The organism is Nocardia sp. CNS-044 (assembly GCF_059570515.1).
In genome coordinates this window covers 944,303-971,027 of the sequence record NZ_JCANSX010000007.1, presented here as the reverse complement: position 1 = coordinate 971,027, position 26,725 = coordinate 944,303, and the positions used below count along the sequence as shown (strand labels likewise).

At 67.2% G+C, this 26,725-nt stretch carries 27 protein-coding genes and 2 rRNA genes; 22 read left to right on the top strand and 7 right to left on the bottom strand.

Annotation, left to right across the window (positions count from 1 at the left end; translation table 11 throughout):
• From T333_RS19215 to T333_RS19190, 6 genes are all read left to right on the top strand, one after another.
• Positions 1-96 (top strand): 23S ribosomal RNA (locus T333_RS19215); the annotation flags it as partial.
• 113 nt (positions 97-209) lie between these two features.
• Positions 210-326 (top strand): 5S ribosomal RNA (gene rrf / locus T333_RS19210).
• A gap of 368 nt (positions 327-694) precedes the next feature.
• On the top strand, positions 695-1,264 hold the full coding sequence (locus tag T333_RS19205; RefSeq protein WP_496425297.1) for a hypothetical protein: 570 nt from the start codon (positions 695-697) through the stop codon (positions 1,262-1,264).
• Between the two features lie 50 nt (positions 1,265-1,314).
• Positions 1,315-2,007, top strand: coding sequence for an endonuclease NucS (nucS, locus tag T333_RS19200; RefSeq protein WP_355001134.1), 693 nt, complete (start codon positions 1,315-1,317; stop codon positions 2,005-2,007).
• 16 nt (positions 2,008-2,023) lie between these two features.
• A complete protein-coding gene (locus T333_RS19195; RefSeq protein ID WP_496425296.1) occupies positions 2,024-2,737 on the top strand; it encodes an endonuclease/exonuclease/phosphatase family protein in 714 nt (237 codons plus the stop codon).
• A gap of 134 nt (positions 2,738-2,871) precedes the next feature.
• Positions 2,872-3,171, top strand: a complete 300-nt coding sequence (locus T333_RS19190) for an Rv1322 family protein (protein ID WP_253815591.1) — start codon at positions 2,872-2,874, stop codon at positions 3,169-3,171.
• Between the two features lie 134 nt (positions 3,172-3,305).
• On the opposite strand, the gene T333_RS19185 is transcribed toward T333_RS19190, so the two are convergent.
• Both T333_RS19185 and mce read right to left on the bottom strand, forming a co-directional pair.
• A complete protein-coding gene (locus tag T333_RS19185) occupies positions 3,306-4,310 on the bottom strand; it encodes a coiled-coil domain-containing protein (protein WP_355001132.1) in 1,005 nt (334 codons plus the stop codon).
• An 86-nt stretch (positions 4,311-4,396) separates the two neighbouring features.
• Entirely contained in the window at positions 4,397-4,870 is a 474-nt protein-coding gene (gene mce / locus T333_RS19180; protein WP_355001131.1) for a methylmalonyl-CoA epimerase, read from the bottom strand.
• A gap of 126 nt (positions 4,871-4,996) precedes the next feature.
• Between mce and T333_RS19175 the strand changes: the two genes are divergently transcribed.
• The 3 genes from T333_RS19175 to T333_RS19165 all read left to right on the top strand — a co-directional run bounded on the left by T333_RS19175 (position 4,997) and on the right by T333_RS19165 (position 7,612).
• Complete coding sequence (locus tag T333_RS19175; protein ID WP_496425295.1) at positions 4,997-6,175, top strand: acetyl-CoA C-acetyltransferase; 1,179 nt, start codon at positions 4,997-4,999, stop codon at positions 6,173-6,175.
• Between the two features lie 161 nt (positions 6,176-6,336).
• Positions 6,337-6,705: a DUF3817 domain-containing protein gene (locus T333_RS19170; protein WP_496425294.1), complete on the top strand. Its 369-nt coding sequence runs from the start codon at positions 6,337-6,339 to the stop codon at positions 6,703-6,705.
• Between the two features lie 61 nt (positions 6,706-6,766).
• Positions 6,767-7,612, top strand: coding sequence for a tetratricopeptide repeat protein (locus T333_RS19165; RefSeq protein ID WP_357252673.1), 846 nt, complete (start codon positions 6,767-6,769; stop codon positions 7,610-7,612).
• 328 nt (positions 7,613-7,940) lie between these two features.
• Here T333_RS19165 and glgB read toward each other — a convergent pair whose 3' ends face one another.
• The 4 genes from glgB to T333_RS19145 are packed head-to-tail and all read right to left on the bottom strand — an operon-like array spanning position 7,941 to position 13,447.
• The gene (glgB, locus tag T333_RS19160) at positions 7,941-10,118 is read right to left on the bottom strand and encodes a 1,4-alpha-glucan branching protein GlgB (protein WP_496425293.1); all 2,178 of its coding nucleotides are present in this window, start codon (positions 10,116-10,118) and stop codon (positions 7,941-7,943) included.
• Positions 10,115-12,118, bottom strand: coding sequence for an alpha-1,4-glucan--maltose-1-phosphate maltosyltransferase (locus T333_RS19155; protein ID WP_355001127.1), 2,004 nt, complete (start codon positions 12,116-12,118; stop codon positions 10,115-10,117). Before T333_RS19155 ends, glgB begins: the two co-directional genes overlap by 4 nt.
• A gap of 39 nt (positions 12,119-12,157) precedes the next feature.
• Entirely contained in the window at positions 12,158-12,799 is a 642-nt protein-coding gene (locus T333_RS19150; protein ID WP_357252624.1) for a LysE family translocator, read from the bottom strand.
• 48 nt (positions 12,800-12,847) lie between these two features.
• Positions 12,848-13,447 (bottom strand): TetR/AcrR family transcriptional regulator, encoded by a 600-nt coding sequence (locus T333_RS19145; protein WP_496425292.1) that lies wholly within the window; start codon positions 13,445-13,447, stop codon positions 12,848-12,850.
• A 78-nt stretch (positions 13,448-13,525) separates the two neighbouring features.
• On the opposite strand from T333_RS19145, the gene T333_RS19140 reads away from it, so the two are divergent.
• The 13 genes from T333_RS19140 (at position 13,526) to T333_RS19080 (ending at position 25,997) form a co-directional block, all read left to right on the top strand.
• Entirely contained in the window at positions 13,526-13,978 is a 453-nt protein-coding gene (locus T333_RS19140) for a VOC family protein (RefSeq protein ID WP_496425291.1), read from the top strand.
• A gap of 51 nt (positions 13,979-14,029) precedes the next feature.
• Positions 14,030-16,660 carry an alpha-glucan family phosphorylase gene (gene glgP, locus T333_RS19135; protein ID WP_496425290.1) on the top strand — a complete coding sequence of 877 codons (2,631 nt, stop codon included), beginning with the start codon at positions 14,030-14,032 and terminating at the stop codon, positions 16,658-16,660.
• 217 nt (positions 16,661-16,877) lie between these two features.
• Entirely contained in the window at positions 16,878-18,239 is a 1,362-nt protein-coding gene (locus T333_RS19130) for an NCS2 family permease (protein WP_355001122.1), read from the top strand.
• A 121-nt stretch (positions 18,240-18,360) separates the two neighbouring features.
• Positions 18,361-18,903: a DoxX family protein gene (locus T333_RS19125; RefSeq protein ID WP_355001121.1), complete on the top strand. Its 543-nt coding sequence runs from the start codon at positions 18,361-18,363 to the stop codon at positions 18,901-18,903.
• Positions 18,904-19,023: 120 nt separating this feature from the next.
• Entirely contained in the window at positions 19,024-19,419 is a 396-nt protein-coding gene (locus T333_RS19120; RefSeq protein ID WP_355001120.1) for a RidA family protein, read from the top strand.
• Positions 19,420-19,568: 149 nt separating this feature from the next.
• A complete protein-coding gene (locus tag T333_RS19115; RefSeq protein ID WP_496425330.1) occupies positions 19,569-20,207 on the top strand; it encodes a formylglycine-generating enzyme family protein in 639 nt (212 codons plus the stop codon).
• Between the two features lie 21 nt (positions 20,208-20,228).
• Positions 20,229-21,887 (top strand): serine/threonine-protein kinase, encoded by a 1,659-nt coding sequence (locus T333_RS19110; RefSeq protein WP_496425289.1) that lies wholly within the window; start codon positions 20,229-20,231, stop codon positions 21,885-21,887.
• Positions 21,888-21,964: 77 nt separating this feature from the next.
• Entirely contained in the window at positions 21,965-22,288 is a 324-nt protein-coding gene (locus T333_RS19105) for a type VII secretion target (RefSeq protein WP_496425288.1), read from the top strand.
• Positions 22,285-23,028 (top strand): hypothetical protein, encoded by a 744-nt coding sequence (locus T333_RS19100; protein ID WP_496425287.1) that lies wholly within the window; start codon positions 22,285-22,287, stop codon positions 23,026-23,028. Before T333_RS19105 ends, T333_RS19100 begins: the two co-directional genes overlap by 4 nt.
• Positions 23,028-23,576, top strand: coding sequence for a hypothetical protein (locus tag T333_RS19095; RefSeq protein WP_496425286.1), 549 nt, complete (start codon positions 23,028-23,030; stop codon positions 23,574-23,576). The genes T333_RS19100 and T333_RS19095 overlap by 1 nt, the downstream gene beginning before the upstream one ends.
• Before the next feature lie 128 nt (positions 23,577-23,704).
• Entirely contained in the window at positions 23,705-24,343 is a 639-nt protein-coding gene (locus tag T333_RS19090) for a hypothetical protein (RefSeq protein WP_496425285.1), read from the top strand.
• Between the two features lie 210 nt (positions 24,344-24,553).
• Positions 24,554-25,075: a DUF3558 domain-containing protein gene (locus T333_RS19085; RefSeq protein WP_496425284.1), complete on the top strand. Its 522-nt coding sequence runs from the start codon at positions 24,554-24,556 to the stop codon at positions 25,073-25,075.
• Positions 25,076-25,229: 154 nt separating this feature from the next.
• Entirely contained in the window at positions 25,230-25,997 is a 768-nt protein-coding gene (locus T333_RS19080) for an ESX secretion-associated protein EspG (protein ID WP_496425283.1), read from the top strand.
• 133 nt (positions 25,998-26,130) lie between these two features.
• On the opposite strand, the gene T333_RS19075 is transcribed toward T333_RS19080, so the two are convergent.
• Complete coding sequence (locus tag T333_RS19075; protein WP_496425282.1) at positions 26,131-26,619, bottom strand: hypothetical protein; 489 nt, start codon at positions 26,617-26,619, stop codon at positions 26,131-26,133.
• Between the last annotated feature and the right edge of the window lie 106 nt (positions 26,620-26,725).

Genomic DNA, 26,725 nt, shown 5'->3' with positions numbered 1-26,725 from the left:
TAAGGCCCCCCACAGACCATGGGGTTGATAGGCCAGAACTGGAAGCACGGTAACGTGTGGAGGTGACTGGTACTAATCGGCCGAGGACTTACCAACAAAGAAGCTACGCGTCCACTGTGCGGTATCTGAAACAACACACAGACACTGCAGCCGCATCACCCTCTCACGGGGTGGTGTGTGCGCTGTTGGTGTGGATAGTTTCATAGAGTTACGGCGGCTATAGCGGTGGGGAAACGCCCGGTCCCATTCCGAACCCGGAAGCTAAGGCCACCTGCGCCGATGGTACTGCACTCGACAGGGTGTGGGAGAGTAGGACACCGCCGGAACATCATTGCGAAAGGCCCCCAGCATCAGCTGGGGGCCTTTTTGCGTTTGGGTGAAACGGCTTTCAGCACAGGCGGTTTCGGCCCGCTACACTCTCGCTGGGAGAGTGGAACTCGGGAGTGGGGGAAGTGCATTGAGTTTTCCAGGTGGTTTCGACAAGCCGGAACCGGCGCCCGCACCCGGCTCGTACCCGACGCCTCCCGCGTACCAGAATCCCGGATACCACTACGCCCCGGGATCGCCGCAACACGGATTTCCGCAGGGCTACCCGGCGCCGAATCCGCAGGGCTACCCAGCGTCCGGTCCGCAGGGCTTTCCGCCGCCGGGCTTCCCGCCACCGAGGCGAGGGCGCGCCGGCGTCGTAGCCGCCGTGGCGATCTTGGGCGTGCTCGTCCTGATCGGCGGCGTCACGGCAGCGGTGCTGTGGCGAGCGGGTGCGTCGTCTTCCTCGGCCGCGGACTCCGGACCGATGCAGATTCCCGCCGTTGGCAGTTGTACCGACCTGACGGGCATTGTTGTCCACCTGCACGGCCCGCTTTCGGTGAAGGAATGCAGCGACCCGGCGGCGGCGAAGAAGATCACTCAGTCGGCGATCGTGACCGATACGGATATCGAGGTCGACTGCGCAACCTCGGAAATGCTGATCACCACGCAGGGGCAGCACTACGGGGAGTATGCGATCGCGCACTCGTGCGCTGGGCCGAACTTGATCGTGGGGAACTGCTACACCTCCAAAGGCGCTGGCTACGAGTACGACGGGACCTGTCGCGACGGTGGCGGACGCCTCGACCACAAGGTGTCCGGTGTCATGGACGCCGAGGTGTGCAAGACAGCGGCACCGGATGATTACGCCGAACAGATGAGATTCATCTCGGTCAGCCACCTTCACTACGTCGACGAAAGCGAGCGCGCGACATACTGCTTCGTGCCGCTGCACTGAGTAGGTCGGGCGGGTCCCGGCCGATGTGGTGCAGGGCCTAGACTCGACCGGTGCGCCTCGTGATTGCTCGTTGCCAGGTCGACTACGTCGGTCGTTTGACCGCTCACCTTCCGATGGCCCGCAGGCTGCTGTTGATCAAGGCCGACGGTTCGGTGCTCGTTCATTCCGACGGCGGCTCGTACAAGCCGCTGAACTGGATGAGCCCGCCGTGCTGGCTGGAAGAGCGGGATGCGGCCGCCGCGGAACTGCCCGAGGGCGCGAAGGCGCTGTGGGTGGTGACGAACAAGGCGGGGGAGGAGTTGCGCATCACCATCGAGGACGTGGAGCACGACTCGTCGCACGAGCTCGGGGTCGACCCGGGTCTGGTGAAAGACGGTGTGGAGGCCCATCTTCAGGAGCTGCTCGCCGAACACGTGCAGACCCTCGGCCCCGGCTACACCCTCGTCCGACGCGAGTACATGACCGCCATCGGCCCGGTGGACCTGCTCTGCCGCGATGCCGACGGCGCCACCGTCGCGGTGGAGATCAAGCGGCGCGGTGAGATCGACGGCGTGGAACAGCTGACCCGCTATCTCGAGCTGCTGAACCGGGATCCGCTGCTGGCCCCCGTGTCCGGTGTGTTCGCCGCTCAGCAGATCAAGCCGCAGGCGCGCACGCTGGCCGAGGACCGCGGCATCCGTTGCCTCACACTCGATTACGATGCCCTGCGCGGCACGGAGAGCAACGAGTTCCGCCTCTTCTGACTTCGGATACCGACACATGATCACCGTCGCCACCTGGAACGTGCTGCACCGCGTGCACGCCGAGAACTGGTACGAGGACGTCACGAAGAAGTGGCCGGTCGAGCACGAGCGGATCGACGCCGTCGCCGCCCGGGTGGCGAAGCGCTCCGAACAGATCATCGCGCTGCAGGAGGTCAGCGGCGATCAGTTGGCCGCCCTGCGTGACGCGCTGCCCGGCCGCACGATTCACACGTTGCGCTATCCCCGGGTGCCGCGGCCGAAGCGCATTCCGACCTCGCTGCGGGACCGTGACGAGTACCTGGTGCTCGTGGTCGACGATCCCGGGCACACGGTGTTGGCGGCGGCGTTCGGGGATGATCCGGGCAAGGGCGCGTTGGTCGTCGCGACATCCGGTCTGACTGTTGTCGCTACGCACGTCAGCGGCGACGAACGGAGCGGGCCGCAGCTGTCGAGGCTCGCCGGCTGGGCGCTGTCCGATCCGTCGCGTCCCGCGGTCCTGCTCGGTGACTTCAACGCCGATCGCGACGTCGTGGCGGAAGGGCTCGGCGCGGGTTTCACCGTGGCCGAGTTGCCCACGGGCTCGTTGCCTACTCGGCCGCGAACCTCGGGAAGCAAGTCTCAGTTCATCGACCACGTGGTCACCCATGGCGCGTACGCGAGCGACGCCGCGGTGGAGAGCGCCGACGGACTGTCGGACCACAATCCGGTTCGCGCGGCCATCGCTGTGTGAGGCGAGTGCGCACCGGGCGGCGCATCTTCGCTCGGGCGTTGTTCCGGTAACGCCAACGCCAGCGCTGGCAGCGTAGGCGAGCGCGCGGTGTACGGACGAACCCTGGTCACCGGCTGCCTATTACGCTTGTCGGCATGCCTCGTCGGAAACCGCGCGCTCGCCACCATGCCGGGTCCGACGTCGCGCCGCTCGGCGACGTGTTCGGCCGTACGGAACGCGGTCCAGCTGACGACGAGGTCTACGTCGTCCGCACCATCCCCGGTACCCGTGCCACGAAGACCTACCGCTGCCCGGGATGCGACCACGAGATTCCGCCCGGTGTCGCCCATATCGTCGCCTGGGCCGCCGACGGTGGCGAGGACGACCGCAGGCACTGGCACCGCGGCTGCTGGAACGGTCGCCGGACGCGCCGAATCACTCGACGCTGGTCCTGAGCGGTCCACGGCGTCGAGTGCCGTGGAGCCTTTCTTCGTACCGACAACCGCGCACAACTAAGAAGGCCGCCCCCTGACGGGAGCGGCCTTCGGGTGAACTCTGGTGATCTACTGCGTCGTCGTCTGAGCCGACGTCAGTTCGCGATGTCGGCGTTCTCGCGCTCGTCGGCGTCGAAGTCCTCGTCCTCGTTGGTGACCTCGGGGATCGCCTTGGGCGGACGGGAACCGGTGACCGACTTGGTGTTGCCGCCGATCGACTTGCGCTGCTCCGGAACACCGTCCAGCAGTTCGCTTTCCCGGTTGACGGCCGCGAGCATCGCCGGCACCGAGTCGAGCTGGCCGCGGATGCCGAGCAGCTGGGCGAGCACCCGGCCGCGCAGCACGCGCATCTCCTCGGCCAGTTCCTTGGCGTGCGCGATCTTGCGCTCGGAGGTCTGGGTGGCGGAGGTGATGAGACGGTTGGCCTCGTCGGTCGCGTCCTTGATCCGCTGCGCGGCCTCGGCGCGGCTGGTGGCCTCCAGCTCCTCCATGGCGCGGGTGAGCTTGGTGCGGCGCTCGGCCATGGTGACTTCGAAGTCCTGCTGGGTCGCCTTGCGCTTGGCTTCGGCTTCCTTGCCGAGGCGCTCGACCTCGGCTTGAGCGGCTTCGATGATCTTCGCGGATTCGGTGCGTGCGTTCGCTAGGGTCTGCTCGAACTCGATGTCGAGCGCCTCGCGCTTCTCCTTGGTCTCCGCGAGCAGCGACTCGTATTTGCCGCGCATCTCGGTCGCCTGCTGCTCCGCGATCGACACCATTTCCGCAGCCTCGGCCTGGGCCAGGGCCCGGACCTCGGAGGCCTCGTCGGAGGCCAGGCGCAGCATGCGGGAGATGCGGTCGGACATGCCTTCGGCAGTGGTCGGCGGCACCGAGAGTCGGTCGACCTCCTTGCGGAGCTCGTCGATCTCGTCCCGCGCATCCTCCAACTGGCTCGCGAGGTTACGTGCTTGCGCCGCAGCAGCATCGCGATCGGTGGCGGTGACCCTCAGCTCGGCATCGAAGCGGTCGAAGTAATTACGCACCTCGTCTTGCGCATAACCCTTGCGCACAACGGTGAAGGGCAGTGCAACGAAGCGATTGCGATCGGACTCGGGTGACGACATGGCACACAAACTACAGCCTATGGAGGGCCGATGGTGACTCGACCGCGAATGTGATTCCGACGAGTTTTTCGGCCCCGATCTTGATACTAGTGCGTAACATTCGGGTTCGGCTCGACCAACTCGATCAGCACACCGCCAGCATCCTTCGGGTGGATGAAATTGATGCGGGAATCGGCAGTTCCGTGTCGCGGGGCCTCGTACAGCAAACGCAGTCCGCGATCACGCAGATGAGCCGAGACGGCCTCGATGTCGGTGACGCGGTAGGCGAGCTGCTGAAGGCCCGGTCCGCTGCGATCGATGAACTTCGCGATAGTCGAGTCCGCGTCGAGGGGAGCCAGCAACTGCAGAGCAGTCGCGCCGTCCGGTGCGCCGGGCAGCGACAGCATGGCCTCGTGCACGCCCTGGCTCTCGTTGACCTCGCGGTGGGTCTCGATCATGCCGAGATTCTCGGCGTACCAGGCGATTGCGGTGTCCAGGTCAGGGACCGCGATGCCGACGTGGTCGACCGCCACCACGTAGTCGCCCGGAATGAGTTCGGATGTCTGGTTTGCGTTGCTCACGACTCGACGGTAGCGCCAACCTGGGTGAAGTCGCCGAGGGCGCACAGGCTACCGTTGAGTACATTGACGCCGCGCCGTCGCTCGTGCGATGGCGCGCGGGTTCCACCAACGAATGCGAGGCTCGTCGTGACCACAACCGTCATCGTGTCCGGTGCGCGCACCCCGGTCGGCAGGCTGCTCGGCGGCCTGAAGGACTTCAGCGGTTCCGATCTCGGCGGTTTCGCGATCAAGGCCGCGCTGGAGAAGGGCGGCGTCGCGCCCGAGCAGGTCGACTACGTGATCATGGGCCAGGTGCTCACCGCGGGCGCGGGCCAGATCCCGGCCCGGCAGGCGGCGGTGGCCGCGGGCATCCCGATGAACGTGCCCGCCCTGACCTTGAACAAGGTGTGTCTGTCCGGCATCAACGCCATCGCGCTCGCCGACCAGCTGATCCGCGCGGGCGAGTACGAGATCGTCGTCGCGGGCGGCCAGGAGTCCATGAGCCAGGCGCCGCACCTGCTCGAAAGGAGCCGCGAGGGCTTCAAGTACGGCGACGTGACGATGCGCGACCACATGGCCTACGACGGCCTGCACGACATCTTCACCGACCAGGCCATGGGCGCGCTCACCGAGCAGCGCAACGACCGCGACCCGATCAGCCGGGCGGATCAGGACGCGTTCGCGGCGGCCTCGCACCAGCGCGCGGCGGCGGCGTGGAAGAACGGCGTGTTCGACGACGAGGTCGTCCCGGTCGAGGTGCCGCAGCGCAAGGGCGATCCGGTGCTGGTGAGCAAGGACGAGGGCGTCCGGGCCGACACCACCGCGGAATCGCTCGGCAAGCTGCGCCCGGCCTTCCGCAAGGACGGCACCATCACCGCGGGCACCGCCTCGCAGATCTCCGACGGCGCGGCCGCGGTGGTCGTGATGAGCAAGGAGAAGGCACAGCAGCTCGGCCTGAGCTGGATCGCCGAGATCGGCGCCGCTGGCGTCGTCGCCGGACCGGACTCCACGCTGCAGGACCAGCCCGCCGACGCCATCGCCAAGGCCTGTGCGCGCGAGGGCATCTCGCCCGCCGAGCTGGACGTGGTCGAGATCAACGAGGCGTTCGCGGCGGTTGGCATCGCCTCGGCGCGCAAGTTGGGCATCGATGCCGAGAAGGTGAACGTCAACGGTGGCGCGATCGCGATCGGCCACCCGCTCGGCATGTCGGGCGCTCGCATCGTGCTGCACCTGGCCTTGGAGCTGAAGCGCCGCGGCGGCGGTGTCGGCGCGGCGGCGCTGTGCGGCGGCGGCGGTCAGGGTGACGCGCTGATCATCAAGGTCTAGTCGACGCAGCACGGGTACCCGTCGGGTCGCGTCGCGTTCGGTGAATTCGGCGCCGGACGCGATGTCGTCCGCTCGGTGTGTCCGTGCGGACACACCGCGGGTCGGCCGGTGTGACGGGTTCAACTACGACCCGTCGTAGTGCATACGGCACAATGGTGCGCATGGGTTTCTTCGATCTGCGCAGCGTCGCCGGTAGATTCCGATTCTTCGCGGTGCTCGAGGCACTGTCGTGGCTGGGTCTGCTCGTGGGAATGGCGTTCAAGTACATTCCCGATCCGGGCAACGAGATCGGCGTGAAGATCTTCGGCCCGGTGCACGGCACCATCTTCATCCTGTTCGTCCTGACCGCGCTGCTCGCGGCGCGCGAACTGGGCTGGAACTGGAAGACCACCGTGCTCGCGCTGCTGTCCAGCATTCCGCCGTTCTTCACGGTGATCTTCGAGGTCTGGGCCGTGCGCACCGGCAAGCTCAACGTGTCGAGCAACGCCGACGCGACCCCCGCCGCGGAAGCCGTTCGCGCCGCGTCGTGACAAACTGGAAACCGTGACTCGACCTGCCGCACGCCGTCCCTCGCCCGCCGTCGCCGCTGCCATGTCCGGAGCGGTGGATCTGTCCAGCCTGAAGCAGCCGCCCGCCGGTGCGACCGGTGGTGGTGGCGACTACGCGGTCGGCGAGGCGGACTTCGAGACCAAGGTGCTGCGCCGGTCGATGCAGGTTCCGGTGGTCGTCGCGCTGTACTCGCAGCGCAGCCCGGGCAGCGTCGAGCTGGTCAGGACGCTGGAGCGGCTGGTCGCGGCCGACGGCGGCACGTGGGAGCTCGCCACCGTCGAGGCCGAGGCCAACATGCGCATCGCGCAGGCGCTGCGGGTGCAGGGCATCCCGACGGTGATCGCCATCGCCGCCGGGCAGCCGCTGGCCGATTTCGAGGGCGCGCAGCCCGAGCCGCAGGTGCGGCAGTGGCTCGACGCGGTGGTCGACGCGGTCGCGGGCAAGCTCGAGGGTGGTGCTGCTCAGCCGCAGCCCGCGGAAGACCCGCGCTTCGCCGCCGCCGAGGACGCGCTCGAGCGCGGCGACCTGGCCGGCGCGGAGGCCGCCTACGAGGCGATTCTGGCCGCCGAGCCGAACAACGAGGAAGCCAAGGGCGCACTGCGGCAGCTGCGCTTCCTGGCCAGGGCTCAGCGGGTGCCGGACTCGGCGCTCGCGACCGCCGACCAGGACCCGGCGAATGTCGACGCCGCCATCGACGCCGCCGACCTGGAACTGCTCAACCAGCGGCCGGAAGCGGCGTTCGACCGGCTGATCGCCGTGGTCAAGCGCACCGCGGGCGACGACCGCACCAAGGCGCGGACCCGGCTGCTCGAATTGTTCGAGCTGTTCGACCAGGCCGAGCCGTTCGTGGTCGCGGCTCGCAGGAAGCTCGCCGCCGCGCTCTACTGATATTTGTGCCGCAGACGCCCGGAGCGATTACGCCCGGGCGTCTTCTGCGTTCAGGCACGGCAGACCGTATCCAGCAGCGGCCAGGCCCCGTCCAGAATGGTCGGCGCGGCAAACGACAAAGGGCCACCTTCATCCAGGCAAGCCAGCTCGAGGCGACCTTCGATGATCCGGTTTGCGTGCCGACTGAAGGTGACCTGCATCGTGGTCGGCCGACTAGTGGTGACCTTCGGTCGGATTGGATTCGCCGCGCGGTCAGGGCCGGTTGAGCCTAGGCGGCCATCGACTGGAACGTCGGCTGGCCGGTTGCCGATCGGAAGGGCGCCCGCGATCAGGCGGATGGACCCGCCAACCACACCGCGCTGTTCGGCGCCAACGCGACGCTCGCCGAGAACGGACGCCCGTGCCAGGGAATCTCCTCGGTCTTCACCGCGCCGTAGTTGCCGATGCCGGAACCGCCGTACTCCGCCGCGTCGGTATTGAGGATCTCGGTCCACTCGCCGGGGACGGGCAGCCCGACGCGGTACTCACCGTGCACCGAACCCGAGAAGTTGTACACGCACGCGACGACCGATCCGTCCGCTCCGTAGCGCAGGAACGCCAGCACGTTGTGCTCACGGTCGTCGGCCTCCAGCCAGGAGTAGCCGCCGGGTGTGGTGTCCTGGCTCCAGAACGCCGGGTGGGCGCGGTAGGCGGAGTTCAGGTCGCGGACCGCGGCGGCGATGCCGGAATGCAGGGGATTGTCCAGTTCGCCCCAGTCCAGGCCGCGGTCGTGCGACCACTCGCGGAACTGGCCGAAATCCTGGCCCATGAACAACAACTGCTTGCCGGGATGGCCCCACATGTAGGCGAGCAGCGCTCGAACGCCCGCCGCCTTGGCGAAATCGTCGCCGGGCATCCGCGTCCACAGCGTGCCCTTGCCGTGCACGACCTCGTCGTGGCTGATCGGTAGCACGTAGTTCTCGCTCCACGCGTACATCAGCGAGAAGGTGATTTCGTTGTGGTGCCAGGAGCGGTGGATCGGGTCCCGGCGCAGGAAGCCGAGGGTGTCGTGCATCCAGCCCATGTTCCATTTCATGGTGAAGCCGAGGCCGCCGACGTCCGCGCCGCGGGTGACGCCGGGCCAGGTGGTGGACTCCTCGGCGACGGTGACGACGCCGGGGTGGTGGCGGTGCACGGTGTCGTTGAGGTCTTGCAGGAAGTCCACGGCCTCCAGGTTCTCCCTGCCGCCGTGCACGTTCGGCTCCCAATCCCCTTCGCGGCGTGAGTAATCCAGGTAGAGCATGGAGGCGACGGCGTCGACGCGCAGGCCGTCGATGTGGAATTCCTCGATCCAGTAGCGCGCGTTGGCGACGAGGAAGTTGCGCACCTCGTGCCTGCCGAAGTCGAAAATGTAGGTGCCCCAGTCGAGTTGCTCGCCGCGGCGCGGGTCGGCGTGCTCGTAGAGCGGGGTGCCGTCGAAGCGGGCCAGCGCCCATTCGTCGCGCGGGAAGTGGGCGGGCACCCAGTCGAGCAGCACGCCGATGTCCGCGCCGTGCAGGTGGTCGACGAAGGCGCGGAAGTCGTCGGGGGAGCCGAAGCGCGCCGTCGGGGCGTAGTAGGAGGTGACCTGATAACCCCAGGAGCCGCCGAACGGATGCTCGGCGATGGGCAGCAGTTCGATATGGGTGAAGCCCGCCGCCCGCACGTAATCGGCCAGCTGCTCGGCCAATTCGCGATAACCGAGGCCGGGACGCCACGAGCCGAGGTGCACCTCGTAGACGCTCATCGGCGCGCGGTTGGGGTCGGTCGCGGCACGGCGTTCGAGCCAGTCCGCGTCGCCCCAGGTGTAGCGGCTCTCGGTGACGACCGAGGCCGTCGCGGGCGGGTGTTCGGTGGCGAAGGCCAGCGGGTCGGCGTGGTCCACGGTGCGTCCGTCGGCGCCGTGCACCCGGTACTTGTACTTCGTGCCCACGCCGACGTCCGGGACGAAGACCTCCCAGACCCCGGACGAGCCGAGCGCCCGCATCGGCGCGGTGTTGCCGCTCCACCCGTCGAAATCGCCGATCACGGTGACGCCGCGAGCATTCGGCGCCCATACCGCGAACGAGGTGCCCTCGACCGGGCCGTCCAATGTGGTGTAGCTGCGCGGGTGGGCGCCGAGCACGTCCCAGAGCCGCTCGTGGCGGCCCTCGCCGATCAGGTGCAGATCCAGCTCGCCGACGGTGGGCAGGAAGCGGTAACCGTCGGCGGCGACCACGGTGTGTCCGTCCGTGTACGTCGTGACCACGCGATAGTCCATCAGGTCCGGGTAAGGCAGCACCGCCGCGAAGATCCCGTACCCCAACGGTTTCAGCGAATGGTCGTCCCCGCCGACCCGCACCGCGATGGTGTCGGCGTGCGGCCGCAACACCCGCACGACCGTGCCGTCCGGGTGCGGATGGGCGCCGAGGACAGTGTGCGGGTCGTGATGGGTGCCCGCCGCCAGCAGCATCAGATCGCGGCGGTTGATGGTGGCCGAGCGGGTCATCGGAACGACCGCCGGTAGGCCAGCTCCAGTCGTGCGGGCGCGGGCACCGGCGGCAGCGCGATGATGTGCGCGACCGCCTTGGCGGGATCGAGGCGCACGTAATTCGTCTGGGCCCAGTGGTATTCCTCGCCGCTCACCTCGTCGACGACCACGGGATGGTCGTGCCATTCGCGACCGATGGCGGGTAGATCGAGCGAGAGGAAACCCTGTTCGGCGCCATAGGGGTTCAGGTTCACGACGGTCAGCACCGCGTCGCCGCTGACCGGATCGAACTTCGAATAGGCGAGCAGGGCGTCGTTGTCGACGTAGTGGAAGTGCAAGCAGCGCAGCTGTTGCAGCGCCGGATGCGCGCGGCGGATCTCGTTGAGCCTGGTCAGCCAGGGTTCCAGCGATTCGCCACGGGACAGCGCCTCGGCGAACGGGCGGGGGCGCAGCTCGTATTTCTCCGAGTCCAGGTACTCCTCGCTGCCCGGACGCACGGCCTGGTGTTCGAACAGTTCGAAACCCGAGTACACGCCCCAGGTCGGTGACAGAGTTGCGGCGAGCACGGCGCGGATGGCGAACATGCCCGGCCCGCCGTGCTGGAGGCTCTCGTGCAGGATGTCGGGGGTGTTCACGAACAGATTCGGGCGGGCCTCGTCGGCCTTGGCGGCCAGTTCGTTGCCGAACTCGGTGAGCTCCCATTTCGTCACCCGCCACGTGAAATACGTGTAGGACTGGCTGAATCCGCGCCGGGCCAGGCCGTAGAGGCGCGCCGGGCGGGTGAACGCCTCGGACAGGAAGATCACGTCCGGGTCGGTGCGCCGCACGGTGGCGATCAACCATTCCCAGAAGTCGGCGGGCTTGGTGTGCGGGTTGTCGACGCGGAAGATCTTGACGCCCAAACCGATCCAGTGCCGTACCACGCGCAGCACTTCCGCGTAGAGCCCGTCGGCGTCGTTGTCGAAGTCGACCGGATAGATGTCCTGGTACTTCTTCGGCGGGTTCTCGGCGAAGGCGATGGTGCCGTCGGGCAGCGTGGTGAACCACTCCGGATGCGCGGCGACCCACGGGTGGTCCGGTGCGCATTGCAGCGCGAGGTCGAGCGCGACTTCCAGGCCGAGTTGCCCGGCGGCGGCGACGAATTCGGCGAAATCGGCCTCGGTGCCGAGTGCGGGATGCACGGCGTCGTGTCCGCCGTCCTTCGAGCCGATCGCCCACGGGGAGCCGACGTCGCCGGGTTCGGCGGACAGGGAGTTGTTGCGGCCCTTGCGGTTCACCTCGCCGATCGGATGGATCGGCGGCAGGTACACCACGTCGAAGCCCATGCCCGCGATACGGGACAGTTCCTTGGTCGCGGTGGCGAAGGTGCCGTGCACCGGCTTGCCGTCGGCGTCCCACCCGCCGGTGGAGCGCGGGAAGAACTCGTACCACGAGCCGTACAGCGCGCGATGCCGCTCGACCTGCACGGTGTGCTGCTGGCCCCTGGTCACCAGTTCGCGCAGCGGAGTGTCGCGCAGGATCTCGGCGACCTCCTCGCTGAACGCGGGCGCGACGCGGGCGGGCAGCTGCGCGTCGCTGCGCAACGCCGCCGCCACCGACCGCAGTTTCTCGAACTTGGCCTTCGGCAGCGCCTGCGCCGCCCGGTCGAACAGCCGGGCGCCGATCTCGAGGTCGTTGGCCAGGTCGACGGCGCTCTGCCCGACCGAAAGCTTGGCTTCCACGGCGTGCCGCCAAGTCGCGATGGGATCGCTCCAGCCCTCCACACGGAAGGTCCACGCGCCGGGCTGGTTCGGTACGAAGGTGGCGTTGAAGACGTCGGGCTCGTACTCCGGGGTCATGCGTATTCGGGTGGCCCGGGACGCTCCGGGAGCGCGCACCGTGAGCGTGGCGGCGACCGCGTCGTGTCCCTCGCGCCACACCACGGCGCGCACCGGGAACACCTCGCCCACCACGGCCTTGGCCGGGCGGCCGCCGGGGATGGACGGGGCGGTGTCATCGATGGCGATGCGGCCGGTCACGTGGACCAACCTACCCGGTGCCGTGCCGATGATGCGGATTCAGCGGGCATCGGCGGCCAGGCCGAGGCCGAGCGCCACCAGCGCCGCGCCCAGCGCGCGCTCCACCCGCTGCCGGATGCGCGCGCGGCGCAGCAGGCCGCCAGCGCGGTCCGCGGCGAGCACGACGCCGACGCACCAAGCGGTGTCGATGACCAGCTGGATCGCGGCGAGGACCAGCACCGTCGGCAGCACCGGCCCGCTGGTCGGCAGGAACTGCGGCAGGATCGTCAGGCCGAAGACCGCGGCCTTGGGGTTGGCGGCGATCGAGAGCAAGGCGGCGCGGAAAGCCGCGGCGGGGGTGCGTCCCGCGGGCAGCAGCGTCGTCATGGTGGAGCCGAACGCGTCGTCGCGGCCCGCGCCGCGCCAGGCCTGCACGCCGAGCCAGATCAGCACCGCCGCGCCGAGCGCGTGCACGGCGGTGTTCAGCACGGCGTTCGCGACCAGCAGGACCGAAAGACCGGCGCCGCCCGCGAGCGTCCAGCCGAACACGCCTATCTCGTTGCCTGCCACCGCGGCGAGTCCCGCGCGGCGGCCGTCGCGCACCGACCGTTGCAGGAACAGCGCCGTCGCCGGGCCGGGCAGCGCGGCCAGCGCCAGGCAGGCGAGCAGGAATTCGGGGAGCACGTCGACCCAGTGCGGCATCAGCCGATGGTGGCACGGGCGGAGCAGTCCGGCCAGTGGATTCGATTTTCAGTGCGACCGCTTGTCCCGCAGGCCCTCGAGCAGTGCGCGCAGGGCGGTCGTGGTCTGGTCGAGCGCGTCGGGCTCGGACGCGGTCGTCAGCCAGAGCGCGGCCTCGTTCATAGCGCCGGAGAGCAGGTGGGTGAGCGGGGCGATCGGCTGTGGTGCGAGCACGCCCGTGTCGACCAGCAGTCGCAAAGCCTCGCCGAGATGCCGGGCGGAGTTGGCCTCGTCCAGCGCCCGCCATTCGTGCCAGCCGAGCACCGCGGGGCCGTCGATCAGCATGATGCGCTGGATCTCGGGATCGGTGCAGGTGGCGAGGAACGCCGCGCACCCGGAGACCAGCTGGGTCCAGGCATCCGAGGCGGGGTCGGCGGCCGCGGCGACCCGCTCGCCGACTTCCTGCTGCACCTGCTCCAGGACGGCGCGGAACAGCTCGGTCTTGCTGGCGAAGTTGTGGTAGAGCGCGCCCTTGGTGACGCCCGTTGCCGCGACGATCTCCGAGAGGCCCACGGCGCCATAGCCTTTCGCGGCGAACAGGCGTCTGCTCGCGCGCAGCAGCGCGCGGCGGGTCTCTTCGCGCTGCTGCGCGCGCAGGGTGCTCGGCATCGAAAACCTCTCCGTTGACATTCCATCGGTATGCGAACTATCTTACTTCACATACCATCGGTACGTGAAAGGTTGGACATGAAACTCGGCAGCTTCTACCCCGTCCTCTGCACCACCCGGCTCGCGGAATCGCGCGACTTCTACACCGAGTGGCTCGGCTTCGAGATCACCTTCGAAGCGGACTGGTACATCAGCCTGCGCCGCCGCGGTGGCGCCGACGAGCCCGAATACGAGTTCGCGCTGCTCGACCACACGCACCCGACGGTGCCGGAGGCCTACCGGAAGCCGGTGCAGGGACTGGTGCTCAACTTCGAGGTCGACGACGTCGACGCGGAATGGGAGCGCCTCGTCGTGCGGGGCGGGCTGAACGCCGAGCTGGAAATCAGGTCCGAAGACTTCGGCCAGCGCCACTTCATCGTCGCCGACCCGAGCGGCGTCCTGATCGACATGATCACGGAGATCCCGCCGAGCGCGGAGTACACCGCTCAGTTCAGTGCCGAGTACGTCGCCGAGAAGTTCGCCGACCGGTGAGTCACGTCGTCGGGGCGGCCGAGGCGCGTGGCGTTCGGTAGGGTTCCCGGAGTGAAGGCATTGCGTCGATTCACCGTCCGTGCCCATCTGCCCGAGCGTCTCGCGGCGCTGGGCGAACTCTCCACGAATCTGCGCTGGTCGTGGCATTGGCCGACGCAGGATCTCTTCGAGGAACTCGACCCCGAACTGTGGCGTGAGGTCGGGCGCGATCCCGTCCGCATGCTCGGGGAGGTGCCCGCCGACCGGCTCGACGAACTGGCCGCCGACGCGGACTACGCGGGCCGGGTCGACGCGGCCGCCGCGGACCTGCGCGCCTATCTCGACCGCCCCGGCTGGTCCCAGCGCCAGAACGACGAGGACGGCGCGCGCGGCATCGCCTACTTCTCGATGGAGTTCGGCGTCACCGAGGTGCTGCCCAACTATTCCGGCGGTCTCGGCATCCTGGCGGGCGATCACCTCAAGGCGGCCTCGGATCTCGGCCTGCCGCTGATCGGCGTCGGCCTGCTGTACCGATCGGGGTACTTCCGGCAGTCGCTGTCCTCGGACGGCTGGCAGATCGAGCACTACCCGAGGCTCGACCCGCAAGGGTTGCCGCTGCGCCTGCTCACCAGCGACCGCGGCGCGAGTGACGGCTCGCGTGACGCGGGGTCAACGGATCACGGCCATGAATCCGGCTCGCCGGTGCTCGTCCACGTGGCGATGCCCGACGGCAAAGTGCTGCGGGCGCGGGTGTGGATCGCGCAGGTCGGGCGGATTCCGTTGCTGCTGTTGGATTCCGACATCGCCGAGAACGATCCGGAACTGCGCGCCGTCACCGACCGGCTGTACGGCGGCGACCAGGACCACCGCATCAAGCAAGAGATTCTGGCGGGCATCGGCGGCGTGCGCGCGGTACGCGCCTATACCCGCGCCGCTGGCCTGCCGGACCCCGATGTGTTCCACATGAACGAAGGCCACGCGGGCTTCCTCGGCGTCGAACGGATCCGCGAATACGTCGCGGGCGGACTCGATTTCGACACCGCGCTGGCCACGGTGCGGGCCGGCACGGTGTTCACCACGCACACCCCGGTGCCCGCGGGTATCGACCGCTTCCCGATGCCGCTGGTGCGCCGCTACTTCGGCGGCGGACACGGTGAGACCGAATCCGCCATGCTGCCAGGGCTTTCCGTGGACCGCATCCTGGCGCTGGGACGCGAGGCCGATCCGTCGGTGTTCAACATGGCGCACATGGGTCTGCGGCTCGCCCAGCGCGCCAACGGCGTGTCCCAGCTGCACGGCGAGGTCAGCCGCGGGATGTTCGCGCCGCTGTGGCCGGGCTTCGACCCGGCGGAGGTGCCGATCGGCTCGGTCACCAACGGCGTGCACGCGCCGACCTGGGCCGCGCGCGAGTGGATCGACAAGGCGCGCGAGCACATCGGCGCGGGGCTGGTCCAGGAGGCGCGCGGCTGGGAACGGCTGCGCGATGTGGATCTGGGCGAACTGTGGTCCACCCGGAACACGCTGCGCGCCACGCTGGTCGACGAGGTGCGCCGCAGGCTGCGCGCGTCCTGGCTGGAGCGCGGCGCCGCCCCGGCGGAACTGGGCTGGATCGACCAGGTCTTCGATCCCAATGTGCTGACCGTCGGCTTCGCGCGCCGCGTCCCGACCTACAAGCGCCTCACCCTGATGCTGCGCGATCCGGAACGGCTGCGCACCCTGCTGCTGCATCCGGAGCGGCCGGTGCAGTTGGTCGTCGCGGGCAAGAGCCACCCCGCCGACGACGGGGGCAAGTCGCTGATCCAGCAGGTCGTCCGGTTCGCCGACGATCCCGAGGTGCGCCATCGCATCGTCTTCCTGCCCGACTACGACATGTCGATGGCCCGGTACCTGTACTGGGGCTGCGACGTGTGGCTGAACAATCCGCTGCGCCCGCTGGAGGCGTGCGGCACCTCGGGCATGAAGTCCGCGCTCAACGGCGGACTCAATCTCTCCATCCGGGACGGCTGGTGGGACGAGATGTACGACGGCGAGAACGGCTGGGCGATTCCCACCGCCGACGGCGTCTCCGACGAACACCGCCGCGACGATCTGGAGGCCGCCGCCCTCTACGACCTGTTCGAACGCGCCGTCGCACCGCGGTTCTACGACCGCGACGGCTCGGACATGCCGGTGCGCTGGGTCGAGATGGTGCGGCACACCTTGCAGACGCTCGGCCCGAAGGTGCTGGCCTCCCGCATGGTCCGGGATTACGCCGTGGAGTACTACGCACCCGCCGCGAACGCACTGCGGCGCGCGGTGGGCGACGAGTTCGCGGGCGCGCGCGCGACCGCGGAGTATCGCGGACGCGTCGCGGCGGCCTGGCCGTCGGTGAAGGTGATCCAGGTGGACAGCGCCGGGCTGCCGGACACGCCGATCATCGGCGCGCCGCTGTCGCTCACGGCGCGCGTCGAGCTGGGCGGTTTGAGCCTGTCGGATGTGGTGGTGCAGGCCGTGATCGGTCGTGTCTCGCCGACCGACGAGCTCTCCGATGTCACCACCATGCCGATGACGCACGTCGGGTCCGATTCCGGCGTGGAGTTCTTCCGGGTGGAGACACCGCTGCCGGTCTCCGGCGCCGTCGGGTACACCGTCCGCGTGCTCCCGCACAACGACCTGCTCGCCTCGGACGCCGAACTCGGCTTGGTGGTCGCGCCGAGCGCGTGACCGCGGTGGAGAGCGGGCCGCGAAAGCGGGGGTGACCAGTGTCACGTGTGTCCTCGAGCGGTGGGGCCCGCATCGGCTCCGGTGTTCGGTGAATTGTCCGCTAAGGTGCGCTGCTGGACGCAATCCGTCGACAGCCCACGCACGGCCGCAGCTAATGCGGAGGTACGCCTGACGTGTCCGGGCATCCCCTTGTTCGACCGCCAGGACTGGAGAACCCATGGCAACCGACCTGCTGACCCGAACCCGGGGTCGCATCGACACGTACTTCGGCGTCGGCCAGAACGGCTCGACGATGCGCCGCGAACTGATGGCGGGCACGGTGACGTTCCTGGCCATGTCCTACATCCTCGCGGTCAATCCGGCGATCCTCGGTGACGAAGGCCCGTTGGGCGACAAGGGTATTCCGATGCAGGCGGTGTTCACCGCCACCGCCGTGGCCGCGCTGTTCGGCACCCTGGTGATGGGACTGTGGGCGCGGTACCCGATCGCGCTTGCGCCCGGCATGGGGCTCAACGCGTTCTTCGCGTTCTCGGTGGTGCTGGGCATGGGCATTCCGTGGCAGGTCGCGCTGTCGGGGACCTTCCTGTCCGGCGTCATCTTCTTCGTGCTGGCCGTCACCAAGGTCCGCGAGAAGATCCTCAATGCCATTCCGCTGCAACTGAAGCTGGCGGTGGGCGCGGGCATCGGCATGTTCGTCGCGTTTCTCGGGCTGAAGAACGCGGGCATCGTCACCGCGAGCGAGGCGACCTTCGTCAAACTGGGCGATTTCACCGCGGGCACCACGCTGCTGGCGCTGTTCGGCCTGCTGGTGACCGTGGTGTTCCTGGTCAAGGGCTGGCACGGCGCGGTGCTCTACGGCATCGTGCTCACCGCGCTGCTCGGCATCGTCACCGGGCTGGTGGAGCTGCCGGAAGGCATCGCAGCACTGCCGCGCGGACTCGACGAGACCTTCGGGCAAGCGATCATCCACCTGCCCGACGCGTTCACCGCGCAGATGGCCGTCGTCGTGCTGACCATGTTGTTCGTCGACTTCTTCGACGCCTCCGGCACACTCATCGGCGTGGCCAACCAGGCCAGGCTGCTGGACATGGACGGCAAGCTGCCGCGCGCCGCGAGCGCGTTCGCCGCCGACTCGGTCGGCACCGCGGCGGGCGCCGTCATCGGCACCTCGACCACCACCGCCTACGTCGAATCCACGGCGGGCGTCTCGGCGGGCGGCCGGACCGGGTTGACCGCGGTGACGACCGCGGGCTGGTTCCTGCTCGCGATGTTCTGCTATCCGATCTTCGCGGTGGTCGCGGGGTCTCCCGAGGTGACCGCGCCCGCGCTGATCGTTGTCGGCGTTCTGATGGCGCGTTCGCTCGGCGAGATCGATTGGAACCGGCTCGAGTACTCGGTGCCCGCGTTCATCACCGTCATCATGATGCCGCTGACCTATTCGATCGCGAACGGGCTGGCCATGGGCATGATCTTCTACCCCGTGGTGATGGTCGCGCGCGGCCGGATCAAGGAGATCCATCCCGCCATGTGGGCGCTGTTGGTCATCTTCGCCGGATACTTCTTCTTCCTGGCCGAGTAGCCGGAATAGATCCCCGCAACGCGGAGTTGGCACAAACTGCGTGACAATCGGACCACGGTCCGATTAGTTGCCGAAACTGACGATCGTGTCCACGACCACGTTGCAGGGATGAGGAACCAGCATGACCACGAAGTCCACGGCACTGCCCGATATCAAGACCACCAGCTCGCTCGACGGCGTCTCGAGCGACATCGGCCTGCTGATCCTGCGGGTCGTCTTCGGCGCGCTGCTCGCCGCGCACGGCGCGCAGAAACTGTTCGGCTGGTTCTCCGGCTACGGGCTCGAGGCCACCCAGGCGAGTTTCGAGCAGATGGGCTACAACCCGGGCAAATTGTTCGGCACCCTGGCCGGTCTGACCGAGGTCGTCGGCGGTCTGATGCTGGTTGCCGGTGTGCTCACCCCGCTGGCGGCGGCCATCGTGCTCGGCACCATGCTCAACGCGATCAACGCCACCTGGGGTCCCGGCCTGTTCGGCCAGGGCGGCTGGGAGATGCCGCTGCTCTTCGGCGCCGTGGCCGCCACACTGGCCTTCACCGGCTCCGGCAAGTTCTCGGTGGACGCCGGACGGCCTTGGGAGCGCAACGGTTTCGTGTGGGGCGCGGGCGCGGTGGTGCTCGCCGTGGCCACCGGCATCTTCACGCTGATCCTCAAGTGGGTGCTCTGAGCAAGGCCTGACGTGGGCGGCGCGGCGATCGGATCGCCGCGCCGCTTTCGTTTGTCACACCCGGCGGTGCCGCGTCGTCGTCTGGGTGCGGCCCGATCAGAGATTGAAGGAGACAGTCGGATGACCATCGAGATCAGCAACCCCGCCGAACTGCACGACCCGACCGGGTTCGGCTACAGCCACGTCGCGCGGGTGTCCGGGGAGCTGGTGCTCATCGCCGGGCAGTACGACTCGGACGCCGAAGGACACACCACCACCGAGGACTTCGCGGGACAGGTGGACCGGGCCTTCGCCAACCTCGGCATCGCCCTGCGCTCGGCGGGGCTGGACTACGCCGACGTGGCGCAGCTGCGCACGTTCATCGTCGAGCACGATCTCGACAAGCTCACGGTCCTCGGCAAGAAGATCGCCGAGATCTGGGGTGAGCGGCCGCCGACGCAGACCTTGCTCGGTGTCGCGGCGTTGGCGTTGCCGGGCATGCTTTTCGAGGTCGACGCGGTGGCGGTGCGGGGCTGAGTTCCCGGTGCCGGGCGGGTGCCGTGCGCATCCGCCCGGCTCGGCTTGCAACATCGAATCGGCCGTGCGCGAGGCTGACGGCCGAATCGCGTGGGCCCGCTCCAAGCTGCGGACATTACGATCGCTGGATCATGAGTGCGGAAATCGAGCTGGTCGCCGTCGCGGCGGGACGGGTGAGGCTGTCGGATCGGCGCACCGAGCGCAGTTGGGCGGTGGATCTCGCGCCCTATCGGATCGGCGCGGTCGCGGTGACGCAGGAGCAGTATCTGTCGGTCACCGGGCTGCGGCCGAGTTCGGTCGAAGGGGATCGGTCTCCGGTGGAAGGCGTTTCGTGGTTCGACGCGATCGGCTTCTGCAACGCGCTGTCGGAACGTGCGGGGCTCGCGCCCGCCTATCGGGTGGACGGGTCGGCTGTGGAATGGGATGTGTCGGCGGACGGTTATCGCTTGCCGACCGAGGCGGAATGGGAATATGCCTGCCGCGCGGGGACTTCCGGTCCGCGTTACGGTGAGCTCGACGAGATCGCTTGGTATCGCGGGAATTCTGGCGGGCGCGCGCACGAGGTCGGCGGGAAAGTGCCCAATGCCTGGGGTTTGTACGACATGCTCGGCAACACCTGGGATTGGTGCTGGGACGTGTACGACGCCGAGGTGTACGGGGAATATCGGGTGCTGCGCGGGGGCGGATGGTCCGACCAGCACTGGAGCTGCCGTGCGTCGGTGCGGCGGCGAAGCCATCCGACGTTTCGGATCGATGACGTCGGGTTCCGGATCGCTCGCTCGGGGTAGCATCGGCACGCTTGCCGGTGGATGGACGAAGGAGGGGGCGGCGTGCTGCACGAGGGGGAGGTCTTCGCGGGCTACGTCATCGAGCGACAGCTCGGTCGCGGCGGCATGGGCTCGGTGTATCTGGCCAGGCATCCGCGTCTGCCCCGACGTACCGCGCTGAAGCTGCTGAACCGGGAGATGTTCGCCGACAACGAGATTCGCGCCCGCTTCGAACGCGAGGCCGACCTCGTCGCACAACTGGACCACCCGAACATCGTCACCGTCTACGACCGCGGGATCGAGGACTCGCAGCTGTGGATCTCGATGCGGTACGTCGACGGTTCCGACGCCGCCGAAGCCGACCCGAACTCGCTCGCGCCCGACCACGCCATCCGGATCGTCGCCGAGACCGCCGAGGCGCTGGACTACGCGCACGGCATGGGCATCCTGCACCGCGACGTCAAACCCGCCAACATCCTGCTCGCTCGCGCTGGCGTCGACCGAGAACGCGTCTTCCTCACCGATTTCGGCATCGCGCGCCTGCGCGACGACGCGGGACACCTCACTCAGACCGGCACCTTCACCGCCACCCTGACCTACGCCTCCCCGGAACAGCTGACCGGCGCGCCACTCGACGGCCGCACCGACCAGTACTCGCTGGCTTGCACGCTGTATTGGCTACTGGCGGGCGTGGTTCCGTTCGATTCCACCAATCCCGCGGTCGTCATCCAAGGGCATTTGCAGCAGCCGCCGCCTCCGCTGAGCAGTCTTCGTCACGGCCTGCCGGTCGCGTTGGACGGTGTGCTCGCGAAGGCGTTGTCGAAGCGGGCCGAGCAAAGGTTCGGTAGCTGCGGGGAATTCGCCGAGGCGGCGGCGCGGGCGCTGGCGGGAGTGGCGGTAGGGGTTCCGATCGGTGGCGCGACGGTGACACCGCCCCAGCCGTACTTCGCGGCTGGCGGGGCGCCGATGTCGCACGCACCGGTTGCGCCCGCGCCGATGCCGCACGGGCCTGTTCCCGCGCCGAGCCGAGCACCGATGGGACACGGACACGTCACTCCGGCACGAATGGGGCCGGGCGGCATGATGCCCATGGGCGCTTCGCCACAACGGCGTTCGCCACTCGTCCTTCTCGCCGTCTTGTGCGCCGTCGCGGTGCTCGCCGTCGGCGGTGTCGCCACCGCGATGGCGCTCAACAGCTCCAAGGGCCCCGCCGACGTCGACCTCATCCACCAAGAGTTCCCCGGCATGGTGCCCGCCGATCGATTGGATCCGGGCTTCCGAAATGCTAAGTGCGACAAACGCACCACCCGGAGTACCGAGAGTTCGAACATGCAGCAGCGCCCGGACTTCGGTAGTTGGACCGAAGCTTGGTTCTGCTACAGCGGCGACGGTGTCGGTCCGAACAGCCTCAACCCGCCCTACTACGAGTTCTATCGTTACCGGTCCGCCGCTGACGCCCGAGCGGTCGTTGCCGCACTCCCCAGCAACAAACGCTCCGAGGACGCACACGGATCGAAGACGTACACCAACTACACCCTCGACCGCCAAGAAGCGGGCTTCACCTACACCCGCATCGTCACCGTCTTCACCGGTGACGCCGACCGCGAAACCGTCCTCATGTACACCCACAGCATGGAAGGCTCCCTCCACCTCGACCTGGACGGTGTGCGGAAATGGTGGCGCGAAGCGCCGCTCTCGTGAGGACGACCCACGAGGCGCCGATCGCCGTACTCGGCAGCTACAACGTCAGCGCTCCATATTCGAGAGAAAGCTAGAGAATGACCTACGAATTCAAGGTCACCCCGGATGACATCGACAAGACCGCAGACCAGTTGGCGGAAATCGCTGCCGGAAGCGCGAAGGCCGTCGAGTACGCCAAGAAGTGGCTCGATCTGGACAGCAATGCCGGCCTGCTCCTCAAGCCTCTCATGGACGGCCTTCAGGAAGCCTGTGACGAACTCGCGGTGAATTACACACGCCTGGGCACCAAGACGAGCGAAGCCGCAGCGGAGTTGGAGAAGGCCGCGAACATGTACCGAACCATCGACAAAGCGCGAGCCGAAGCTCTCGACAAGACCTACCCGACCAAGGCTGAGAAATGACCGAAAGCACTGTCGTATCCGATCCGACCCAGAAGCTCGTTACACCGGAAGTGGAGGCTTGGTTGTCGACCGGAGGAACTCTGGTCGACTTCGTCCTCGGGAATGCGTACAGCGTCACCTATTATTTGAATCTCATCGTCTCGTTGACTGGGTTGAACCCGATCAAGGAGGTGCAGGAGTATTTCGGAGGCGATTGGGAGAAGCTTCTCGAGTCAGCCAAGGCAGTCGAGAATCTGGCCGCATACAACACCGCGTACGCCGATGCGATCGAGGCATCGTTGAAAAACGTGGAGTCGTCGTGGCAGGGCAATGCAGCCACCAGCGCGAACGACTATTTCTCCAAACTGACGACGGCCCTCGATGGGCAGGTCCAGCCTCTGGTGGAGATCGCGAACGCAACCGCCGCCTTCGCGTGGGCATCGTTCGGCATCGCGCAGACGGTCCAAGCGATACTGTTGGAACTCGGCGACCTGATCGTTCAATGGGTTCTGACAAAGATAGCGGCGGCGTGTGCCAGGGTGACTGGCTACGGAGCTGCGATTGCGGCCGGACTGGAGGTTGTCTGTGTCACGATCGTCATCGCAATGAAGTTCAATACTGTGAAATTGATAAAGCAGTTGGGAGCCGCGCTGGCTGTCGCCCAAGCAGCACTCGGCACGATCACGGCGGGTATCGGAGCTGCGATGGAATTCCGAATTCCAAGCCTCGGTGGGACCTACGATCATCCCGGAGTGATCTGATGAATCGCGAGGAACCGATGTTGGACCTCGCCGGCGGTGACATCGGCATGTCGCGCCACCTCGCGAAGGCAATGAACATAATTGCCGGGAGCGCAGGCGTCGATACAGATTTGAAGGCCCAAATCCGGGGCATATTGCAAGGAAAGGGCACGCTCCGCGATCTCACGCACAGTGAAGCATTTGCGCGACTCGGTGACGCGATCATTCCCGACGCGCTCGCCGATTTTGCGGCGACACCGCCCGAGGAAATCCAGCGAAAGGGCGAGCTGGGAAACGCGATCCTCGATAGTTACCGGAATCAAGATCCCGAGACTCCACTACCAGCGGAACCGTCCCCGAGTTCGTCGCCTGAGCAATCGCCGGCCAGCGCTCCTCGGGCAACTCCGCCCACATCGTCTCCCGACGCCGCGAATAGTGGCGACCGCCCCGGGAGCCATGTGATTCCAGGAACTCGGAAGCCCAATCGCGATCGGATCGTCACACCCGACGATTTGGATGACGACGATCTGTACTTCCAGGACCGCAACCAACGCGGCTGGCTCCAGTGAGGCGGCTGAGACTGGCCGCTGACCGGTTGATCGGTGACCAGTACCGGCCCAATAGTGGTGACTTCCAACCGGACCCACTGCCGCCGACTCCGATGGTGTATCAGCGGCCGTGGACGCACGAGAACGATGTGACGATCAAGCTGCGCCGGTGCCGGGAACTCTTGCCGAATACCCGTTCCCTCTGGATGAAGAAAGACCCTCCGCTACGCGTCGAACCACTCGAATTGGAAATTGCGCAACCACTGCCCGACGTGTGTCCCGAACACGGCCGTCCCGCGGTCTCGCGAAGCCACGTGCGAGCCTGCTTCTACGACACCGACCTGCATCCCCGGTTTCATCGCACAGCCGCTGAACGAGGTATCGGCAAGGCCTTGCGGACGGGAAGCAGCCAAATCGCGCCTGTCTCGACGATTCTCGTCGGCGACTGGCCCGTCTGTGACCGATGCGTCCGCACTGCCGGGCGGTACCGCTGGCTCGCCCGTTCGCTGCTGTTTCTGATGGCCGTCAATCTCGTCGCTGTGGTGATAGTCAGCGTGGCGAACATCGATCCCCTGCTCGCTCCGCTGGTACTCGCACTGTTCCCAGGTTCGCTTCTGGGTCTGGTTTTGGTCGTTCACCTGTTCAACAAGACTGTCCAGCGGGTGACCTACCGACCCATCTATGACGAGAGATTCGCCTTCGTTCAAGCTCACCCTCGCTTCCGTGCGGCGATCGAACAAGATCCGCGCTATCGTCCTCCGCTCGGTGAAGAGCCCGACACACCGTGATCAGCGGCAGTGGTGGAAGGAGCGCCACTGTCTCGAGTTGTCGGGCGCTCGGTCCCTTCGGATAAGCTGACGGTGCCCGAGTGGGAACGGAGGGGGTTCTGTTGCGTCCTATCCTGTGAGGGCTTGTCGGCGCGCTATGTCAGGAGGGGTACGCGAGCCATGGGGATGTCGAAGAGGTTCGCGGTGCGTCTGGCGGTTGGTGTGGCTGCCGTGAGTTCTGTGCTGGCGGGTTGCACGTCGACCGTTGGCGGGAACGCGACGGAGGAGGGGAGTAGTCCGGTCTCGCACAACGAGTCGATTCCGCTGTTCAATCCGTGTACGGATCTGTCGGATGATGTGTTGCGGGGGGACAAGCTGGATCCGGCGACGAAACACGTCGATGTGGACAGCGGCGATCCTATGGGGTGGTGGAAGATCTGTAACTGGCGATCGACCGAGGGGCCATATGCCGTCGGTATCTTTTCGACGCGCCGCACGGTTGCAGAGCGTCGGACGAATGAGCAGAACTCGATCCTCGACGACGTGGTCATCGGATCGCGCGCTGGGCTGACATCTACCGAGAAGAACGACCCCGACAAGTTGAGTTGCTATGTGAGCATTCCTGCTGCGCAGGGAATGTTCGAGTTGGGTATCCACTGGCGATACAGCGAACGTGCGTCGTTGCCTCAATCACCACCTTGTGATTTGGCGATTCGACATATGCGATATTTCGAGCCGTTCTTGCCGAAATGATGCCGGTGGTTGTCGGTTTCGGCTGGCTACGAGGCGTTGTCGGAGCCGATATATTCGTTTGTGGTCCACGTATCCGGATCGTCTGAGAGGGGGGCTGATGACGGACGCGAATGCGCCCGCAGCCCGCGCTTCCGCCGGGTGGAGTGATCGGCGGATGAGTGAAAACCATTGGCGTCTGGATGGTTTCATGTTCCAGCTGGCGCTGGAGGCGTTCGGGCGTGACCGGCTGCCGTATCCGTTGCGCTACACGGTCGAGGGCATCGAGGCGCACGACGACTACCTACGTGCGCGCGCCGAAGCTGGGCAGCGACTCGGCCGGATCGCGGATCATCGCCTGTACGGCGCATTGCAACTGCTGCTCGAGCCGCAAGTCCGCGTCGAGGTGCACGGCTTCTTCGGGCGCGATTTCGCTCAGGTCGTTCGCATTCACGCTGGTGTGGACGGTAGTTGGGGGACTGTCGCGGTCCAGTTGCCGGGGCCGACTCAGCAGTACGGCCGCGACGTGCTGCTCTGGCACTGTCCCGCACGAGCAGTCGCTCGGCATATCGTTGCCCATCTACCGAGATGCACGGAAGGTCGGCATTCTCCGATCCGGGGGCGTCGCTCCGATCTGGGCCGGACGGATTACGCCCAGCACCCCACCCGCTTGTCCCACACCGAGGAGTTGAACCGCATTCTGCGGCGTCCCCGATCCGGTCTCGGAGAGATCACCGCCTATCGGGGTGCGGCGTACGACAGCAGGCCGACGAACGACGGGCGTGGATTCCATTGGCTGGATTACCTTCCCGCGGACGGCAGGTATCTGCTCTATCACCAAGGCGGCGAGGATTTCACCGTCACGCCCGGTGGCCCGGAGGAGATCGAGCGTCAGTTGACCACCCTGATCGAGTCGACACACCGCCCGGTTGCCCGTCGCTGGTGACAGCCGTCCTCAACGGAGCCACAGGATGCCAGTCGCCGTACTCGGCGAGTGCGACGCCCTGAAGCCATCGCCACCCTGGCTCGGTCCGCAACCAGGCACCCTGGGTGTGGTTGACGCCCTGGGCCGCCCGGCATCACCGTCCGAGATACACCACGACACCCGCGACGATCATTGCCGCGAACAACCCCACGATCACCCAGCTGAAACGCATCCAGTTGAGTGCGGGATAGCGTTTCGGCTCCGCGCCGATCGCACCCTGGTAGTACTGGAGACCAGGCGACCGGTAATAGACCGGCGTCTGCGCGCCGGGATGTACCGGCACCTCGGCCACCGCCTGCCCCATGTCCTCCCACCACACCCGGTTGATGGTCCATCGCACCCATGCCGCGGGCGGGCGAGTGCGGACCTCGACCGTATAGCGACCGGGCTGGGTGGGGATGTGCGTCTCACCCCAGCTGGTATCCGGTATCTCGTTGCCGTTCACCAGGATTCGCGGTCCGGTCGTGCCGTAGACGAAACCCAGCGGCCACGACCGGTAGTACTGGGCATCGACCCGGATGCCCGTCGGGCCCGGCTCGGGACGATAGGCCTCGAGCGGGTCCGGCGGTGCGGTGGGCAACATTCGCCACCGGTTCCGCGTCCCACCCGGTAAACCGTCAGCCGCGTGATCCGGCCGCGACTCATCCTGCTGTTTACGCACAGCGATCTTCCTCCTATGCACCGACCAG

Bases quoted from the DNA above. Each gene is read 5' to 3' on its own strand.
- T333_RS19105 (WP_496425288.1), top strand. From the start codon at position 21,965: ATGACCTACGAATTCAAGGTCACCCCGGATGACATCGACAAGACCGCA.
- T333_RS19120 (WP_355001120.1), top strand. From the start codon at position 19,024: ATGACCATCGAGATCAGCAACCCCGCCGAACTGCACGACCCGACCGGG.
- T333_RS19150 (WP_357252624.1), bottom strand. From the start codon at position 12,799: ATGCCGCACTGGGTCGACGTGCTCCCCGAATTCCTGCTCGCCTGCCTG.
- T333_RS19095 (WP_496425286.1), top strand. From the start codon at position 23,028: ATGAATCGCGAGGAACCGATGTTGGACCTCGCCGGCGGTGACATCGGC.
- T333_RS19075 (WP_496425282.1), bottom strand. From the start codon at position 26,619: ATGTTGCCCACCGCACCGCCGGACCCGCTCGAGGCCTATCGTCCCGAG.
- T333_RS19125 (WP_355001121.1), top strand. From the start codon at position 18,361: ATGACCACGAAGTCCACGGCACTGCCCGATATCAAGACCACCAGCTCG.
- T333_RS19165 (WP_357252673.1), top strand. From the start codon at position 6,767: ATGTCCGGAGCGGTGGATCTGTCCAGCCTGAAGCAGCCGCCCGCCGGT.
- T333_RS19145 (WP_496425292.1), bottom strand. From the start codon at position 13,447: ATGCCGAGCACCCTGCGCGCGCAGCAGCGCGAAGAGACCCGCCGCGCG.
- glgB (WP_496425293.1), bottom strand. From the start codon at position 10,118: ATGACCCGCTCGGCCACCATCAACCGCCGCGATCTGATGCTGCTGGCG.
- T333_RS19130 (WP_355001122.1), top strand. From the start codon at position 16,878: ATGGCAACCGACCTGCTGACCCGAACCCGGGGTCGCATCGACACGTAC.
- T333_RS19185 (WP_355001132.1), bottom strand. From the start codon at position 4,310: ATGTCGTCACCCGAGTCCGATCGCAATCGCTTCGTTGCACTGCCCTTC.
- T333_RS19110 (WP_496425289.1), top strand. From the start codon at position 20,229: ATGGACGAAGGAGGGGGCGGCGTGCTGCACGAGGGGGAGGTCTTCGCG.
- T333_RS19170 (WP_496425294.1), top strand. From the start codon at position 6,337: ATGGGTTTCTTCGATCTGCGCAGCGTCGCCGGTAGATTCCGATTCTTC.
- T333_RS19190 (WP_253815591.1), top strand. From the start codon at position 2,872: ATGCCTCGTCGGAAACCGCGCGCTCGCCACCATGCCGGGTCCGACGTC.
- T333_RS19100 (WP_496425287.1), top strand. From the start codon at position 22,285: ATGACCGAAAGCACTGTCGTATCCGATCCGACCCAGAAGCTCGTTACA.
- T333_RS19140 (WP_496425291.1), top strand. From the start codon at position 13,526: ATGAAACTCGGCAGCTTCTACCCCGTCCTCTGCACCACCCGGCTCGCG.
- T333_RS19080 (WP_496425283.1), top strand. From the start codon at position 25,230: ATGAGTGAAAACCATTGGCGTCTGGATGGTTTCATGTTCCAGCTGGCG.
- T333_RS19195 (WP_496425296.1), top strand. From the start codon at position 2,024: ATGATCACCGTCGCCACCTGGAACGTGCTGCACCGCGTGCACGCCGAG.